Origin of the sequence: Chitinophaga ginsengisegetis (genome assembly GCF_900168065.1) — a bacterium.
GTDB classification, from domain to species: Bacteria; Bacteroidota; Bacteroidia; order Chitinophagales; family Chitinophagaceae; genus Chitinophaga; species Chitinophaga ginsengisegetis.
On the sequence record NZ_FUZZ01000001.1, the window covers coordinates 907,132 to 925,434 of the forward strand.

At 48.2% G+C, this 18,303-nt stretch carries 12 protein-coding genes; 4 read left to right on the top strand and 8 right to left on the bottom strand.

The window, feature by feature from the left end; all coding sequences use genetic code 11:
- Positions 1 to 93 precede the first annotated feature (93 nt).
- Together B5Z18_RS03440 and B5Z18_RS03445 are read right to left on the bottom strand one after the other, a co-directional pair.
- Positions 94 to 1,782, bottom strand: a complete 1,689-nt coding sequence (locus tag B5Z18_RS03440) for a SusD/RagB family nutrient-binding outer membrane lipoprotein (RefSeq protein ID WP_079467993.1) — start codon at positions 1,780 to 1,782, stop codon at positions 94 to 96.
- A gap of 35 nt (positions 1,783 to 1,817) precedes the next feature.
- Positions 1,818 to 5,252, bottom strand: coding sequence for a SusC/RagA family TonB-linked outer membrane protein (locus B5Z18_RS03445; RefSeq protein ID WP_079467994.1), 3,435 nt, complete (start codon positions 5,250 to 5,252; stop codon positions 1,818 to 1,820).
- 267 nt (positions 5,253 to 5,519) lie between these two features.
- On the opposite strand from B5Z18_RS03445, the gene B5Z18_RS03450 reads away from it, so the two are divergent.
- Positions 5,520 to 6,485, top strand: a complete 966-nt coding sequence (locus B5Z18_RS03450) for a terpene synthase family protein (protein WP_079467995.1) — start codon at positions 5,520 to 5,522, stop codon at positions 6,483 to 6,485.
- On the opposite strand, the gene B5Z18_RS03455 is transcribed toward B5Z18_RS03450, so the two are convergent.
- The 5 genes from B5Z18_RS03455 to B5Z18_RS03475 all read right to left on the bottom strand — a co-directional run bounded on the left by B5Z18_RS03455 (position 6,486) and on the right by B5Z18_RS03475 (position 13,309).
- The gene (locus tag B5Z18_RS03455) at positions 6,486 to 8,180 is read right to left on the bottom strand and encodes an ATP-binding response regulator (protein ID WP_079467996.1); all 1,695 of its coding nucleotides are present in this window, start codon (positions 8,178 to 8,180) and stop codon (positions 6,486 to 6,488) included.
- A 112-nt stretch (positions 8,181 to 8,292) separates the two neighbouring features.
- Positions 8,293 to 10,314 carry a copper-translocating P-type ATPase gene (locus tag B5Z18_RS03460; protein ID WP_079467997.1) on the bottom strand — a complete coding sequence of 674 codons (2,022 nt, stop codon included), beginning with the start codon at positions 10,312 to 10,314 and terminating at the stop codon, positions 8,293 to 8,295.
- Between the two features lie 11 nt (positions 10,315 to 10,325).
- Positions 10,326 to 12,533, bottom strand: a complete 2,208-nt coding sequence (locus tag B5Z18_RS03465) for a multicopper oxidase domain-containing protein (protein WP_079467998.1) — start codon at positions 12,531 to 12,533, stop codon at positions 10,326 to 10,328.
- A 16-nt stretch (positions 12,534 to 12,549) separates the two neighbouring features.
- The gene (locus B5Z18_RS03470) at positions 12,550 to 13,050 is read right to left on the bottom strand and encodes a DUF3347 domain-containing protein (RefSeq protein WP_200817192.1); all 501 of its coding nucleotides are present in this window, start codon (positions 13,048 to 13,050) and stop codon (positions 12,550 to 12,552) included.
- Positions 13,051 to 13,096: 46 nt separating this feature from the next.
- Positions 13,097 to 13,309 (bottom strand): heavy-metal-associated domain-containing protein, encoded by a 213-nt coding sequence (locus tag B5Z18_RS03475; protein ID WP_079467999.1) that lies wholly within the window; start codon positions 13,307 to 13,309, stop codon positions 13,097 to 13,099.
- 264 nt (positions 13,310 to 13,573) lie between these two features.
- Here B5Z18_RS03475 and B5Z18_RS03480 point away from each other — a divergent pair, with 264 nt between their 5' ends.
- Positions 13,574 to 15,532, top strand: coding sequence for a sialate O-acetylesterase (locus tag B5Z18_RS03480; protein WP_079468000.1), 1,959 nt, complete (start codon positions 13,574 to 13,576; stop codon positions 15,530 to 15,532).
- A gap of 230 nt (positions 15,533 to 15,762) precedes the next feature.
- Here B5Z18_RS03480 and B5Z18_RS03485 read toward each other — a convergent pair whose 3' ends face one another.
- The gene (locus B5Z18_RS03485; RefSeq protein ID WP_200817193.1) at positions 15,763 to 16,356 is read right to left on the bottom strand and encodes an NADPH-dependent FMN reductase; all 594 of its coding nucleotides are present in this window, start codon (positions 16,354 to 16,356) and stop codon (positions 15,763 to 15,765) included.
- 168 nt (positions 16,357 to 16,524) lie between these two features.
- Between B5Z18_RS03485 and B5Z18_RS03490 the strand changes: the two genes are divergently transcribed.
- A complete protein-coding gene (locus B5Z18_RS03490; protein ID WP_079468001.1) occupies positions 16,525 to 17,115 on the top strand; it encodes an RNA polymerase sigma factor in 591 nt (196 codons plus the stop codon).
- Between the two features lie 50 nt (positions 17,116 to 17,165).
- Positions 17,166 to 18,176 (top strand): FecR family protein, encoded by a 1,011-nt coding sequence (locus B5Z18_RS03495; protein ID WP_079468002.1) that lies wholly within the window; start codon positions 17,166 to 17,168, stop codon positions 18,174 to 18,176.
- The last annotated feature ends 127 nt before the right edge of the window (positions 18,177 to 18,303 follow it).

The following is an 18,303-nucleotide window of genomic DNA, read 5'->3' on the forward strand; positions in this document are numbered from 1 at the left end:
TGGGAATGTTTACTCATCAGGTATCCGGCTTACTTTATTTTTTTGTTGCAATAAAAAAGGGGTGTCTCTTCTGAAACACCCCTTTCCTTCTCTTTACAATCCCTTTCCAAACTCCGGCGCCTGTTTATCATACCAGATCCTTTGCGAACTCAGTGTAGGCAAATCCTGCGCATTGGGCGTAAAGCCCTGTTGCTGCATAGCGGTATTCCAGTTAGCCCTGTTTACTTCACCGGGATCTGTAAGCCAGAACCGGCGCGGTATCAGCTCATTAAACGTTTCCCTGCCATAGTAAGCAGAACCCGTTTTTGGATAACCGGTGCGCCTGCAAAATACATAGGCTTCATTAGCTTGCCGGTACATGCTCAGGTAAGCCTGTATGTAAATCCGTTCAAGGTTATTCACCCCGTTGAATTTCACCTGCGCATTATTCAGATAAGCATTGATTTCAGTTAACCCCGTGCCGGTGTAAGCCGTAGTAGAACCGGCTGCAACAGCAATCGCATTCATGGTTTGAATGGAAGACGTAATGCCTTTTTTATACCAGTCTTCCGCCGTTCCTTTGGTATCCGCGCCCCCGGCATATCCCTTCTGTATAAACTCTGCTAAATAAAAACAGGTTTCTGCATAGGTAACCGGTACATCCAGGAAGTTGCCGGTAGCCGAGTTGAGCTTGGGAGAAAAGAACCGGCGGTTAATAGGCGATATCAGGTTGTATTTGGTATACTGACTTACAATAAATCCATTACCGATATACGCTGCCACAGTGGGATTGGTGGTCCAGTCGGCCGGACCGCCCTGGTACATGATCAGCGGATCATTTGGATTGATGAAAGCCGGCAAGGTAACGTTGTATTTGGCCAGCGAATCTTTATAGCTGCCTACCAGGTCGTTCTTTTCAAAATACACCGGTAAACGCGGGTCCTCGCTCTTTTTCAGGAACGCCATAATGGAAGTGGTGGCATAGCGACGGCTGCGGTAGTCGATATCTCCACCGTTGCCAAAGGGCGTATACGTGCTGTTAAGATATTTCACCTGTGAATCGTCGCCATCAATAGGCCCGATAGGATCTTTTAATACCTGCTGGAATACGGCCTGGCATTTTGCTTTATCGGCATTCTCTAACCTGGCTGCTATACGAAGTTTGAGCGTGTTGGCCAGCTTCACCCATTTGATCCAGTCGCTCTGATAAAAAATATCCGACTGACCGTAGCTTACCTGTGCGGGAAGCGCACTGTTCGACAGCACTGCAATGGCCGCATCCAGTTGTGAAAGCCAGTTGTTGAACAGGGCAGGCTGCTCATCATATACAGGTCCGTATTGCGATTGGTAGCGGCCCTCAATTGCCTGTGAATAAGGAATGGAACCGTTCATGTCTGTTACTTTCAGCCCGTGAAGCACCTGTAATACATAGGTTACCATAGCAATCTTCTGGTACTCGTCTTTATTCGGCATGGCATCTACCTGCTTTCTTATTTCAAAGAGATTAGGTAAAATCTGCAGGTAATAGTTATTATACCGGGTGTTTACATTGTTGGTGATTTCGTAGGGACTGGAAGTAACATGCTGCGTAAAACGCATCAGTTGTTCCATGCTTTCCCATACCCATTCTGTACCCTGGTAGGTAATGATTTTATCCTGCGAGTAACTCAACAGGAATTTTACATCCGGCTTGGCAACAAGACTTGGATTGGTATTGATATCCCCGAAATTTTTAGAACACGAACTAACGCCCAGCAGTGCCAGTAACAAACCGGTTTTTATATATTGAAATGTATTTTTCATGATCTTGATTTTTTGTTTGTACAATTTATTTTTCCTTAGAACCCAACCCTGATGGTACCTGCAATGGAGCGTACCATCGGCAGAAATCCTTCTTCACCGGAGAAGGCCGTGTTATTGGAATTATTGGAAGCAGGATTGTAATTAAAAGGCAATGAATTGTACAGGTATAACAGGTCGCGGCCAACAATCGCCACGCTAAGATTATTCAGCATCAGCTTCTTACAGAGTGCCGGTGAAAACTGGTATGCTAAAGACACCTGTCTCAAAGAAATCCAGGAATTCTTTTTGATCCAGTAATCGGAAACACCGGTAGAGGAAGAACCATAGCGATAATAAAACTGCGGCGCGTGGGTAGGTTCTACAAATCCTTTTTCATAAGCCTGCTGATAGGTCAGGCCGCCAACGTTTACCTGTGAGCCATCAGGCATGGTTACCATCTGGCCTTTGGCAAATACGCCATCGGGAATAAGACCGTCGTCGTAGGTTTGCTGATCATACTTGCTGGTCCAGGTAATGCCGCCATGTTCGGCATCCCTGCCCTGGAGGGTGTTGGGCAATACGCCGGTATGTGTGCCATAGCGATAGGTAAGCAATACGAAGTCGCCACCAAATTTGCCATCCAGTAATACATTCAGCGAAATGTTTTTAAACCGGAAAGTATTGCTCCATCCGGCACGGAACTTCGCATTGATATCACCTACATCCTGTAAGGTGTTGCTGCGGGCGGGGAATCCGGCGCGCGCATCGGAGCGCCAGGCCAGTTCCGGTTTCCCGTTATTGGGATCGTCTATCGGGTTGCCGTTGGCATCTGTAGCCTGGTATGTTCTTGAATGAATGGTGGTACGGAGGGTACCGTAAGATTTACCTACAATAGCCCAGGTACTGATTTCTCCTACATTGGCTTTCAGGTCGTACTCTGTTCTGCCGGGATACAGGGATTTAATGAGGTTCCTGTTAAGGGAGTAGTTCACGCTGGTGTTCCATTCAAAACTGTTGGATTTCACCGGTGTTCCGTCTATCATAATTTCCAATCCCCTGTTCTGGATATTTCCGGCGTTGATAATAATGCCTTCCAGTCCGGATTCCGGCGGAGTGCCGATATCGAGGATCTGGTTTTTGGTATTATCCTGGTAAACAGATACATCAAAGCCAACCCTGTTTTTGAGGAAACGCATTTCCATACCCAGCTCTTTGGCCACTTTTCTTTCGGGTTTCAGATCAGGTACCAGTGCAATAAACTTACCGGTAAGCGGATCGGGATAGCGGCTGTAAGTAGAGATGGGCAGATCCAGTCCACCGGAGGAGGTGTAACCGTTAAACGCAAATCCGGGATTGACCGTAAAAGGATCGGTATCATTACCCAGTCCGGCGATGTTACCTCTTAACTTACCATAGGAAATCCATGCAGGCAGTTTAAAGGTTTCTGAGAACAGCCAGGAAACGCTGACAGCCGGGTACTGATAAAAATAATTACCGCTGCCATTGGTATAAGTAAGCGCGGAGGACCAGTCGCCGCGGAAAGTACCCTGCACAAACAACTGGTTCTTCCAGGCCAGGTCCACACTGGCGTAAATAGAGTTAAAGGCTTTCTTACTTTTTAGTCCGCCTTCTGCTTTTGGTTTCTCTACGGAGTTTGCCAGGAAGTAGTTGCCGGGATAACTGAGCCCGCCTACTGTTTCGCTGTAGTTATAGGTAGTTTGGAAACGTTGGGTTTCACCGCCTATGTAACCGCTGAGGTCAAGATCTTTGGTGAGGGTTTTATTAATGGTACCCATCCATTTAAAGAAATAGCTTTCTTTGCTCGTATGACCAAGACCGTATAAGCCGCCGGTGAAATTCTGTCCCTGTCCCAGTTCCTTGTTTTCGTTTTTGGTGTACAGGTTATTCACGTTGCCTTCCAGCACGAGGTTGGCCCAGGGGGTGAGCTTAGCGGTAATGGCTACACGACCGCGGATGGTTTGCTCATTCTGGAAATAATCGTTTTCAAATAAATTAAACCAGAAGCGGGACTCCGGCGACTTGTTGGTTTCGTTGGGATCTGCCGGGTTGGGTGCGCCGCCAAGTGTGCTGGTATAATGTTCTTTCTGCATCCAGTACTTTGTATCATAGTTACGTGGTAAGATCCAGGTAAACAACTTACCAAAGTTATAGGATGCAAAGGCATCGAGACCACCCAACCGTGGCGGGTTCCTTCCGGTGAAGTAGGTGTAGTTGGCACTTACATCGGCACTCAGGAATTTATTGATGATATGGGTAACGCGCGCTTCTACGCTGTTTTTAAGCAGGGTGTTTTTGGCAACGATACCTTCGCTCTGGTCGCGGGTATAGGATACGCGGAAAGTGGATCGGTCGTTACCGCCATCGAGTGATACGTTGGTAGCGGAACCATGACCGGTTTGGAATGCGTCGAGGAAATTATTGGGCTGCGCTACATATTTGGTGGGGGTGCCGTCGTAGTTGATCACATCCTGGCCGGCGAAGCGGGGACCCCAGTTTTCCAGCTCCCGTCCAATTTGCCGGTCTATATACGGCTTGCCTGAACTGGGATCGGTGGGGAACACTTTTGTTCTCCATTGTTCGTTTGGTTTATAATTGGGATCGCGGTTATCGGTGAAGAATCCGCCCACGGTACCACCGCCAAATTCGTTCTGGAAGTCGGGTCCGGAATAAGGTTTGAATACATTAAACGTCTGACTAACGTTAATGCCTAAACCTTTTCTTTCATGTCCTTTTTTAGTGGTGATGAGAATTACCCCGTTAATAGCGCGGGAGCCATACAACGCGGCGGCGGATGATCCTTTGAGTACGGTAACGGATTCAAAGTCTTCCATGTTCAGGTTTTTCAGATCATTACCAAAGTCGCGCCCGGTGCCGTTGAACGTACCATTATCTACGATCACGCCATCGATCACAAAAATGGGTTGGTTGTTATTGCGGAGGGTGGAGTTACCGCGGATCACTATTTTGGTACTTCCAAAAAGTCCGCCTGCGCCCTGGTCTATCTGCACGCCGGCTACTTTTCCCTGCAGGGCATTTACCGGGTTCACTTCATTGGTGATGGCGAGGTCGGCGCCTTTGATTTCGGTGGCCGAAAAGCCGAGGCTCTTCTTGGCTTTGGTAATACCCAAAGCCGTAACCACTACTTCTCCCAGCTGTTTGTTGTCTTCCACTACGGTAACGTTGATAGTGGTTTGGTTGTTAATGGGAATTTCCTGCCGCAGGTAGCCGATAGCATTAAAGATCAGTACGCCATTAGCCGGTGCGTTGATGGAATAGTTGCCGGCTGCATCGGAAACGCTGCCTGTTTTAGTACCTTTCAGTAATACAGAAACACCGGGTATTACTTCTTTTTTTGTGGAAGTAATTGTTCCGGTGACTTTAATGTTTTGGGCAAAGGCTGCAGCAGTACAGCAGAGGATCAGGTATAAAGAAAATGCTCCGCGTTTGCAGGAACGTAAACATGTCCACATACATGTGAGTTTTAAGGTTGATAATACTTATGCTATTGACTGATTTGAATTGCGCGATTTGTTCACTTGCTTATGATGGTTGATTACAGTAACTGTTAATGACTTGCTTATAACTATAACGGCTGAACTGGTCAATTGTTTAATGCCGTAAATGTGTTTCTGCTATTTTTTCGGAGGTCGTCCTGTACATTGATATTTTTGTAAAATAATCTAAAACCAGCTATCAGCCAACAAGTTTTATCTATTCACTTTTAAATACAATATGTCATGTTTACAACCATTTCCCGCCCGGAACTTTATTGTCCTTATCCTCAGCGTTTGCACCCGCAGGTATATGAAGCGGATGCGCATACGACCGACTGGGTTCATGCTTTTCATCTTGCCACAGACGAAAGCTCCTGGAATGCTTATCACGACCAGAAGTTCACCTGGATGGTGGCCAGGATGTTCCCGGATGCGCCGTTCTTTTCTTTATGTATTGCGAGCGATTTTAACACGCTTCTTTTTTTGTGGGATGATCATCTCGATGCGCTGGCGCCCAATGAATTTAATACCGGCTTTGAGCGCATGGCCCATCACATGATGCAGATCCTGCAAGCCGGCCGTACATTCACACTGGAAAGCGGCGGTCCCCTGCTGGCGGCCATGAGCGATATCTGGCAGCGGATGTGCCGGATCAGCAACCGGGCCTGGCAGGCACGTTTTGCCCGCAGCCTGAAGGATGCCTTTACTGCCAACCTTTGGCGTATGCAACATGTAGATCATGCCCGCAACATTTCCCTGAAAGATTACATGCGCTTTCGTCCACAAATCGGTGGCGCTAACTTTTTCCTGGAACTGGCCACCCTCATGGGCGCCATCCATTTGCCCGCCGACCTGCGCGCAAACACGCAGGTGAAAAACATGGGACTGTATTGCAGTCGTACCATTTGCTGGGCCAACGACCTCTACTCCTTCTCCAAGGAATCAGAACTCGGCGATGAACTGAACCTGGTAATGCTGTTAAAGCATCACCAGCAGCTTACACTGGACCAGGCTGTAGAACAGGCCGTGAAGATCCACAACTCTGAAGTTGCATTGTTCAACAATACCGCCGATGTGCTCACCGCTGTGTGCGCAGCTGGCGTACGACCGGTACTGGAACGGTATATTTTAACATTGGGACAAATGATGAAAGGCAACATCGACTGGAGTGGTAAGGATACTACCCGCTATCAGTATGTATATGCGTAACTATTGGAACAATACTTTATTTACCGTATTGTTCAACAGTTTAAGATCAATAGGTTTGGAAATATATTCCCTGGCGCCCGCGCCCAGCATATCATCGATCGACTCCTGGAATGCATCGCCAGATACGGCGATCACCGGAATATTTTTTAAAGCAGGTATATCACCGAGCTTCTGAAGGGTATCTTTCCCGCTAAGTCCCGGCATATAACTATCTATGAAAATAAGATCCGGTTTTTCATCCATTGCTTTGTTAATACCTTCTGCCCCGCTGCCGGCCACCATGGTAGTGAAGCCAAGCCTGCGCAGAAAGTTGGACAATACCACCTGGCTCATTTCATTATCATCAATTACCAGGCTTTTCAGCCCTTTATGCAAGGTTAATTCCATCCAGCCACCCTGGGCAGGCGACGGCGCCTCGCTCACTGTCAGCGGTAACCGCACAATAAATGTTGCCCCTTCTTCAGGGATACTGGTAACGGTGATCTTCCCACCCATCATCTCCACATATTTCTTTGTAATGGGCAACCCAAGACCAGTACCTTCAAAATCGCTTTTACCCGATTTAAACGGCGTAAACAGCGTAACCAGGTCGGCGTCAGGAATACCTTGTCCCTGGTCCTTTACCAGGAACTGCCACTGGCTTCCCTCGTGCGACACGCCTACTGAAATAAGGCTGTTGGTACGGGTAAATTTGATAGCGTTAAACAGCAGGTTATTCAGCACCTGCGCCAGTTTGTTTTTATCTGCCAGTATATAGCAGGGCATCTCTTCTGCAATATCTGCCCTGATCTTTATTCCCCGCAGATCAGCGATGTATTGGTATACGATGATTTTATCAGAAACCAGTTCGCGGATATTAAATGATTCGGGATGAATGGCATGCGCCGCGCCGTCTTCTATTTTAGAAATGGCCAGCACATTATTGATGATCTGTAAAACGTTGTGGGTAGCGGAATACAGGTGCTCTATTTCCGGGCGTATATCGTTGTAGCGTTCTTCTTTATGTACTTTCATCATCAGGTCCTGGCTGATACCGTAAATGGCATTCAGCGGGTTCCGGATTTCATGACTGGTTTCCCTCACAAAAATCGTTTTCTCATCAGTGGCTTTTGTCAGCTTTGTATTGAGCGTTTTTAGTTTTCTTACATACAGGAAGATAGTAGCTACATCCAGCAGGAGGATAGCGGGTAGCGTTATCCAGCGGATAAGAAATTGCTGGTCATGCCCCATTTCCATAGGGGTGATCAGTGCATGATAATAATTGATTTCGCAGGCTATTACTGACACCACGGCTACCACAATACTGGCTACTACCAGCGTGCGGGTCCTGAAAATCATGAGCGACGCTCCGAGCAGGAACAGGAATAACAGGTGTACTTCCGTTAGCATGCCCATTACGGCGCTGAAATAAACAATGGCTACGTTGTTAATGGCAACAAAGGCTATACTGGCTAAAACAGGTTTATTTGCGGCATTGAGGAGCAATACACCCAGGAAAAGTCCGGCTTCAATATAGGCGGGGATCAGCAGATCCAGCTTGCCGGTACCCAGGTAAATAAAGGCGCCGAATAAGAGGCAAAGAGCGGTGGTAATAACAGAAAAAGTATTGACCATCCTGGTCACCTTTGCCAGTGATTCCTCCTGGCGGGAGGTTCCGGTATTCACAACACGGTGAAAAAGTTGACCGATGTTCATATGGCTATATTTTGAGAGGGCATCCGCAGATAGCTGACAAAGTAAAACAGTTGTAAAAATCAGTTATATCACATGCATAAATCTACTGCAATTTAATGATTAATGAGATTATTTATTTCCCGGAACCCTTTACTTTTAACAGGCTGGCATTAATAGCTACCACTACCGTGCTTACCGTCATCAAAACCGCTCCGGCAGCGGGGCTCAGCAAAATCCCCTGCTTATAAAGCACGCCGGCGGCCAGTGGAAGCGCCACAATATTATAACCCGTTGCCCAGGCGAGGTTCTGGATCATTTTCCGGTAGGTAGCCTTCCCAAATAAGATCAGGTTTACCACGTCCTGCGGGTTGCTGTTCACCAGTACGATGCCGGCTGTTTCCGCCGCCACATCGCTCCCGCTGCCGATGGCAATACCCACATTAGCCTGCGCCAGCGCGGGGGCGTCGTTGATCCCGTCGCCGGTCATGGCCACAAATTCGCCCTGTTGCTGCAGTTCTTTTATCTTATCCAGTTTCTGGTGGGGCAACACTTCCGCGATATAGCTGTCCATATCAAGCGTTTTACTTACACTTTCTGCCACCACTTTATTATCGCCGGTAAGCAGCACTGTTTTGATCCGGTTTTCCTTCAGCGTGGCAATAGCGCCTGCCGATTCCGGCCGGATCTGGTCCGCCAGCGCAATAAAGCCCGCCACCGTGTTGTCCGTTACAACATATACCAGCGTTTCCCCCGGCTGAATGGTAGCAGTAGCGGCATCCTTGAAATGCTCCCCGGCATAACCCGGGCTCACCACCTGTACCGTTTTCCCGGCAATATTACCGGTGATGCCTTTCCCGGTGATAGCGGTTACATTTTCCGCCGCCGGCAGGGTGAGCTGCATTTCTTTCGCCTTACCGGTAATACCCGTGGCAATGGGATGCTCGGAACTCCCTTCCAGCGCAGCCGCCATTTTCAGGATCTCTTCTTTGGAAATACCCTGCTGCAATGATTCAAACCGCACCACCTCGAAACGGCCTACCGTGAGGGTACCTGTCTTATCAAAAACAAGGGTGGTGATCTTCCTCGAATTCTCAAAGTCAGTCCGGTTCTTGATCAGCAGTCCATGCCGTGCTGATAAAGCGGTGGATTTTGCAATCACCAGCGGCACCGCCAGTCCCAGCGCATGCGGGCAACAGATCACGATCACCGTTACCATGCGCTCTATGGCAAACGACAACTCCCGGCCACTCAGCCACCAGTATAAAAAAGTAGCGATACCGGCCAAAATGGCGATCACCGTGAGCCAGCGCGCAGCTTTGTCGGCCAGCAACTGCGTTTTCGACCTGGACTGCTGCGCATCCTGCACCAGCTTTACTACCTGCGACAAATACGAATCCGCTGCGCCATGCGTAACCGTTATTTTGATGGCGCCGTTGCCATTGATGGACCCGGCAATTACTTTATCGTTCGCCTGCTTTTCTACCGGCCTCGACTCACCGGTGAGCATACTTTCATTCAGCGATGTGCTGCCTTCCAGGATAACGCCGTCCGCAGCTACTTTCTCCCCAGGTTTTACCAGGATGATGTCCCCGGCTTTCAGCTCCGCGGTTTTTACTTCCATCACATGATCGCCATGCACCAGGTGCGCTTCATCGGGCATCAGCTGCACTAATAATTCCAGTTCCCGCGAGGCGCCCATCACCGATTTCATTTCAATCCAGTGCCCCAGCAGCATGATGAGGATCAGGGTAGTAAGCTCCCAGAAAAAGTCCATGCCCTGCAATCCGAATACAGTAGCCACGCTATATACATAGGCTACCGTAATGGCAAAGCCTATGAGCGTCATCATGCCCGGCTCCCGGCTTTTCATTTCGTCCCACCATCCTTTCAGGAAAGGCCATCCGCCGTATATAAACACTACAGAAGATAATATCAGCAAAACATAGGCATCTCCGGAAAATGTAAAAGAAATACCCAGCCAGTGCTGGATCATCTTTGACAACAACATTACTGGTACCGTCAGTACCAGCACTACATAAAAACGTTTCCTGAAATCGGCGATCATCATGGCATGATGATCGTGATGCGCCCCGTGGTTCATGGTGGCATGTTCATGCTCCATTTTCATGGTGTTGTGCTGATGCTGATGTTCCATTGCTGTAAGTTTTAATAGCTTAATGTAATGCCCGCGCCAAGTCCCATATCACTGTCGTAATGCGTGGAAAATGCAAAGTTCTTTGTAACAATGTACCGGAACCCTGCCATATATTCTTTATCGGTGTTCACCATAAAACCAAAACGTAACCGTCTTGTAATGGGTACATCTTCTCTTGTTAACTGTACCCGTACCCTGCCATCTGTATCTACAGACGCATCGGCCACAATCAGCATGGGTAAAGTATATTCCAGGCCCGCGTGAAATACCTGCCTGAAGTCCTTTGTATTTTGCTGACCGAAGAGATTCTTCTCAGGTTCATCCATTTTGCGGTAACGCACGTCCCAGCCGATGTAAGGGAACAGCCACTGGTTTTTACCGAGGTATCTTCCAAAATGACTTTCACTTTCATAACCATTCCGGTCGTTTAATCCTACGCGCCATTCGGTGGACAAACGGTAACGGCTATTCGCCACTACAATTTCTCCGTCGCTGCCGGTGCTTTCCAGTCCTACGCGTGCCATCGGGTATAACATGCGGTCGTCTTTCTTCAGCATGCGGTATGCTTTTGCAGGGTCCGGCACTTCAGGATTAGGTGGTGAATTTTCGTAGCTGAACACCCGTCCCATGCCACTCATCATGTGATACAGAATGTGACAGTGGAAGAACCAGTCGCCGCTTTCTGTAGCTGCAAACTCAATGGTATCTACTTCCATCGGCATGATGTCCAGTACGGTTTTCAGCGGTGAATATTCGCCCTGCCCGTTCAGTACCCGGAAGAAATGTCCGTGCAGGTGCATGGGATGCCGCATCATGGTATTGTTGTACAACACGATCCGTACAATTTCCCCTTTCTTTATTAAGATCTTATCTGTTTCAGATACTACTTTGTTGTTGATGCTCCATACATAACGGTTCATGTTCCCCGTTAGTTCAAAATGCAGGAGTTTAACGGGGCCGTCCGGCAGCGTTGTTTTTTCCGGCGCCCGCAGCATGCCGTAGTTCAGGGTTACGATATCCCCGGCAGCGCTATCCATTTGCATGTTGTGCATATCATGACCTGCGTGGTTCATGGGTTTATCATCGCCGGTGATTTCAGGATACATCACGGTGTTCATATCCATTACCTGGTTGCTCATCTGCATACCACTGCTGGTATCGAGGTTACCATCCATCTTCATCATATCATTCATCATCTTCATACCCTCAAAATATTTCAGGCGGGGTAATGGCTTCGCCGGCATTTTCATGCCCTGGCCCAGCCACAGGGAGGTGGACCGGGTACGGTCTTCTGCAGTGGCGAGGAATTCGTACTGCATATTATCGGGGATGGTTACTATTACATCGTAAGTTTCAGATACGCCCACCAGGAGCCGGTCTACTTCCACAGGTTCTACATCCGCGCCATCATTGGCCACCACGGTGAGTTTACCGCCGGCATAGTTCAGCCAGAAATAAGTAGAGGAGCTGCCGTTTACAATACGTAATCTTACTTTATCACCGGCTTTAAACTGCGGTTGTGTATCTGCTTCTTTACCATTGGACAGGAAGCGTTCGTAATATACGTCGCTCACATCCATGGCGTTCATGCGTTTCCATTCATTGGTCACTTTTGTTTTGAAATGCTTGTGCTGTATGGCTTCGGCGTAGCTCTGCACCGATCCTTTTTTAATAGCAAACCAGTCGTTGGCATTATGCAGGTACCTGTTTACCGTATGCGGGTGCATATCGGTCCAGTCGCTCAGCAACAACGTATATTCTTTACCGGTAGTTTCCTTTCGTTCATGCAAAACAATGGCGCCATACATACCGCTTTGCTCCTGGAACATGGTGTGGCTGTGGTACCAGTAGGTACCGTGTTGTACAATGGGGAAGCGGTACAGATGTGTTTCACCGGCTTTCACGGGCCGTGTGGTAAGATAGGAAACGCCGTCGTATTGATTGGGTAATATCAGGCCGTGCCAGTGAATAGACGTTTCTTCGTTTAATGTGTTGTGTACGTAGATTTCTGCGGTATCTCCTTCCGTGAAGTGCAGGGTTGGTCCGGGAATAGTGCCGTTGATAGTAAGTGCGTGGCTCATTTTACCGGAGTAGTGTACCATGCTGTCGCCCACATACAAATCGTAGCGGACCACCTTTGGCGTGGTGTTTAAAGAAGCCTGTGCAGTAACAATACTACACAGGCTCATCAATGTTATATACAGGAATACTGCTTTCATACGGATAATTAAATAACTATTTAATGGTATCGCTTACTTTACCACAGGTGAGCATCTGGCTGCCGTAGTAAGGATTTTTAACAGTGTTGCTGCTGCTTAACCAGTAAGCTTTTTTCATGGGGCAGTATTCCTGGTACACCGGCTGCGCAGAAAGCGGTACTGCTTTGGCGAGCTGGTAGAAATTATCAGAGAATGTTTTGAAATATTCGCGTTGTTTGCTGATGTCTTTTGCTTCAGCGATGGCTTTGGCATCTGCCGACAGCTTTGCAGCCAGTGGCATATAAGCGTTGTGAACAGCGGGCGGCATGGATGACATATCAACCTGGGCGGCGGCTTTTACAAACTCATCTGCTTTGGCAGCGGCCACTCCCGCATTGCTGCTCACCAGTGCATCTTTAATATTGTAGTATAAAGAGAGTAAGGGAGATAACTGTGTGGAAACAGTTTTATCCTGTGCCATACCCTGTTGCATAAATGCAGCTATCAATACGATGCCTGTCATTAATATCTTTTTCATATCTGTTAGTTTTTACTTGTTGATAATATCTTCCATGCTGCTGTTGTTACGCTAATGCGTCTGCCTTGTAACCGGCTTTCTCTATCGCCACCCTGACTTCGCTTTTATCCAGGTTTTCTTTTGTAATGGTAAGTATTTTATCCGGGCTGGCCAGGTCTACTTCCCAGTTATCGGCGCCTACCAGTTTATTTAGTACAGGCGTTACCGTTGCAATACATCCGGAGCATTTGATATTCGTTTTGAATTGTGTTGCGTTCATGTTGATTCTTTTTATCTGTTGATGAATAATTAATCTGATGATGTAAAATTACGATGCAACGGGACGGGAGCTGTTATACAATTCATGCTATCTTTTACATAATTCTCATGCGGATGTTTCTACGCTTTTCAGGGGATACGGGTGATATTATATCATTTTCGCCAATCCGCCCTGAAAAATTATAAAATAATGCCTGTCTTCCTTACATTTATACGCACATGATTCAACAGGGGTCTTCCCCACAATACAGACAATACCACAATTATGAAAAAAAACGTTTTATTACTGGCGGCAACCATGATAAGTTCCTTCAGTTTTGCCGACGTACGTTTACCCAACGTTTTCGGCGACAACATGGTGTTACAGCGCGACAAGCCGATCCCGGTATGGGGTTGGGCCGATAAAAATGAAAAGGTAACCATCCGGTTCAACCAGCAGGAAAAAACCGTAAAGGCAGATAAGAACGGTAAATGGAAGGTATTCCTGCAGCCGGAGAAAGCAGGCGGTCCCTATACCCTGTCCGTGAAGGGCAAAAATGATATCAGTCTCCACGATATCCTGATGGGCGACGTATGGATCTGCAGCGGGCAATCGAATATGGAATTCCATGTGAACGGGGTAACCAATGCCAATAAAGAAATTGCCCAATCCGCCAACCCGGCCATCCGGCACTTTTACCTGCCCAAAGCAATGTCAGTAGTTCCGCTGGAAGATGTGAAGCAAAGCGCCTGGCTGCCTGCATCCCCGGAAAACACCGGCGATTTTACCGCGGTAGGCTACTTCTTTGCCAAAGCGCTGAATGAACAAACAAAGGTGCCTATCGGCTTAATACATACTTCCTGGGGTGGTACCATCGTGGAAACCTGGATCAGCCGCGACGGACTGGCCAATGCCGGCGACTTCAGCGACATGATGCAGCACCTTCCCGCACTGAACCTGGACTCCGCTGCTATCGTAGCCAAAAACAGGCAACAGGAGCTGATCCGGAATTTACAGGGCAGCCTGCCAGATGCAGGTACACTTGCCACCTGGTCCACTCCCGGCGCGGACGACCAGTCGTGGAAAAAAATGAAGGTACCCGGCCTGTGGGAAGAACAACAGCTGCCCAACTTCGACGGGATTGTATGGTTCCGGAAAAACTTCCAGGTGGCCGCAGCCGATGCCGGCAAACCAGCAGAGCTTAGCCTGGGCACTATAGACGACAACGACGTTACTTACATTAACGGTACACAGGTAGGCAGTACCAAAGGTTACGACGCCGCCCGTACCTATAAAATCCCTGCCGGGGTGTTAAAAGCCGGCAATAATGTGATTGCAGTAAGTATAGAAGATAATACCGGCGGCGGCGGTTTTTACGGCGATGCAGAAAGTGTTTTTCTGCAAACAGCCAGCCAGAAACTATCCCTCGCAGGCGATTGGGCATTCCGCATCCAGAAGGCCATCAACCCCGGCACCAGCATGGGTCCCAACAGTTACCCTTCTTTGCTGTTTAACGCCATGATCAACCCCGTACTGCCTTTTGCCATCAAAGGCGCTATCTGGTACCAGGGCGAAAGCAATGCCGACCGCGCCTACCAGTACCGAAAAGCCTTCCCGCTGCTGATCAGCGACTGGCGCCGGTTGTGGAACCAGGGCGAGTTTCCGTTTTACTTTGTACAGCTGGCCAGCTTTAACTCCGCCAATGGCAACAGCCAGAAAGGCAGCAAGTGGGCAGAACTGAGAGAAGCGCAAACCCTTACCCTGCAGGTGCCCCATACCGGCATGGCCGTTATCACCGATATTGGCGAATCCAAAGACATCCACCCGAAAAACAAACAGGACGTAGGTAAGCGACTGGCAGCCGTAGCCTTACATGACACCTACGGACAAAACAATGTTTTCAGCGGCCCGGTATACCAGTCCATACAGGTAAACGGCAATAAGGTAACCGTTAGCTTTACCAGCACCGGCAGCGGACTGGAAGTAAAAGATAAGTATGGTTATATCCGCGGATTTGAAGTAGCCGGCGCCGATAAGCAATTCCATTACGCCAAAGCATTTGTTGACGGCGATAAAGTAGTGGTATATGCCGATGAAGTAAATACACCGGTAGCCGTGCGTTATGGCTGGTCAGATGATAACCTGGAAGATAATCTTTTTAACAAAGACGGCTTCCCGGCAGCGCCTTTCCGCACCGATACGTGGAAGGGGGTTACAGAAGAAGTGAAGTATAGCGTGAGATAAGTGTAACGTGCATCGCCTTCGGCGATGGAAATTGTCTTGGAGCAGGATTACGCTGATTTTACTGATTTTTGGGATTTGATCACGTTTGATTTTTAATGATTAAGGGAGATATAAGCGAATATCCGCTTCTATCTCCCTTAATCATTTATAAAAACCCAAAAAATAAAATCAAAAGAATCAGTAAAATCAGCGTAATCCTGCTCCAAGACAATTTCCATCGCCGAAGGCGATTAGAACAAGGACGGCGCCGGCAGCAGGGTAGTTTCTTTTTCCCATACCACCGCGGCCAGCGCGTCTATCAGTTTTCGTACCTGCGTTTCCGTATCCGCATCCGTAATCACACCTTCGCCGTTTACTTTTGTTCTTACCGAGGAAATCACCAGCTGCGCATCTTCAGCAATCTTTGACTCAATGATCAGCAGTGTGCCCAACAGCGACTGGTGCGCTTTATGGCCTGAAGTACCGGCTGTAATCAGCGCTACCGGCTTTTGTGAGAAGTGCATGGAAGATACCGTCCAGTCGATCGCATTTTTTAGTGTCCCCGGCACACCAATGGCGTATTCCGGCGTACATATCAGCACGGCATCTGCCGCCGCCAGTTGTGCGCGGAAATGTTGCACCGCCTCCGGCGCACTGCCGGCGTCCATGTCCAGGTCCGGGTTAAAATGCGGGATGGCCGTAAGGCTATCCAGCAGCTGCACGGTAAACTTACCGGCGCCCAGCTCCGTGATCGCTTTTATCAGGTGATGATTGGAAGAGGACTGCCGGGTGCTTCCACAGATAGCCAGTAGCTTTATCGGTTGTGTCATATGCGTATCGTTCATTGCCCCGCAAATTAAGCGGATTCCCCCACTCTGCCAGCAACGGCACATCGATTTTATTGATGGCGCCATAGTCCTTTCCCATCTCTCCCGAGATTTAAAAAAATATTCTCCGGAAAAAAAATATATTTGTCAGACCACGTTCCGGATATCAACTAAGAGAAGAATTCCATGTATAATGAAACTGAGTTACTGACCAAAATCGCGGCAGGAGATGAAGCTGCCTTTAAACAACTTTTCGAACATCATAGAAAGAAGCTCTATCAATATGTGCTGGCCGTTACCAAATCGAGAGAGGTGGCGGAAGAAATTGTGATTGACGTATTCCTGAAGTTGTGGACGGGCAGGGAGTTGATCACACACATCCAGCATATGGATGCCTTCCTGTTCAAGGTGGCCTACAATAAAGCGATGGACTTCTTCAAGCTGGCGGCTAAAAACGCAAAGTTGCAGAAGCTGGTGAGCGAACAAATGGCCGCCCACCAGGAACAAAGCGCCGACTACAGCCTGTTGAACAACGAATGCCGGGAAATCCTGAACAATGCCTATAAACAGTTGTCGCCCCAGCGCCGCCTCATGATTACCCTGAGCCGGGAAAAGGGCATGACGCATGAAGAAATAGCCACAGAACTGAATTTATCCCGCAACACCGTTAAAAACACTATCACCGACAGCCTGAAGATCATTAAACAATACCTGCTCAATAACCATATTACCCCTGTTGTGTATATCCTGCTGTTGTCAGATTTATTTTCTGACTGATTAGTACTACCCCCTCCTTTTTGTCGTCATAGCAGTTATATAACTGGTATATGTCGTCTAATCCGTTAAGATTAAAACTATTACTGCAAAAATACCTGTCCGGCGACTGTAGTCCGCAGGAGCTGGAAGAGTTCTGGGCATTGATGGCGGAGCTGTCGGAAAATGACCTTGTTTCGCAGGAGCTGGCAGCGCTCTGGGAGCATACGCCGCGGCCCGCACAGGAGCCTATGTGGGAGCAATTGTATACAAAGCTGCAGGGAAAGATCCAGGAGGGAGAGATTGATATGCTCAAAGTGATGACCGTAAAACGCAACCCGCTGTACAAAAGAATAGCCGTTGCCGCCGCCGTGATACTGGTAATGCTCAGCGCCTGGTGGCTGCTGCCGGTGACTAAGCCCGCTCCTACCCTTACTGCGGCGCTTCCTGAAACACAGCATTCCTCCAATAAAATAATTACCCTCCCCGATGGCAGTGTGGTAACACTCAATGAAAACAGCCAGCTGGACTATCCCGCCGCCTTCGATGGGCATAGCAGGGAAGTATACCTGAGAGGAGAAGCCTTTTTTGAAGTAGCACCCGATAAAAACAAACCATTCCTGGTACATACCGGCGCTATTGTGACCCGTGTGCTGGGAACCTCTTTTAACATCAGGGCCGCGGGGGATGACTCTCCTATAGCCGTAACCGTTACCACCGGTAAAGTACAGGTACAAAAAGATAATAAAGCCATCGTGGCGGAACTGCTGCCCGGTGATCAGCTGATACTCGACAAGGCCGCTATTGCCCCATTGGTTACCAAAGCCAATATGAAAGAGGTGCTGGTCTGGAAAAAAGACGAGCCGGTATTTGAAGATGTTTCCTTTGAAGCAGCGATTCCACTTATCAACAAATATTATGGTATTGATATCCGGTTCAGGGATGAATCCCTGCGCGTTAAAAAATTCACCGGCAATTTTATCAACGATCCCATGAAACAGGCGCTGGATGTGATCTGCGAACTAACGCATGCGCAATGGGAAAAAGGACAGGACAGTATTATCTGGCTGGATAAACGATTTTAAAAAAGGCTATACTAAGGACTAGTTAGTATAGCCGGTTGTCTTAAACATTTCGGTAAACATTTAAAAACTACCCAAAGGTATGAAATTTCTTATCAGGGGAAGGCTACGCCTTTTCCCAAAGCGAACG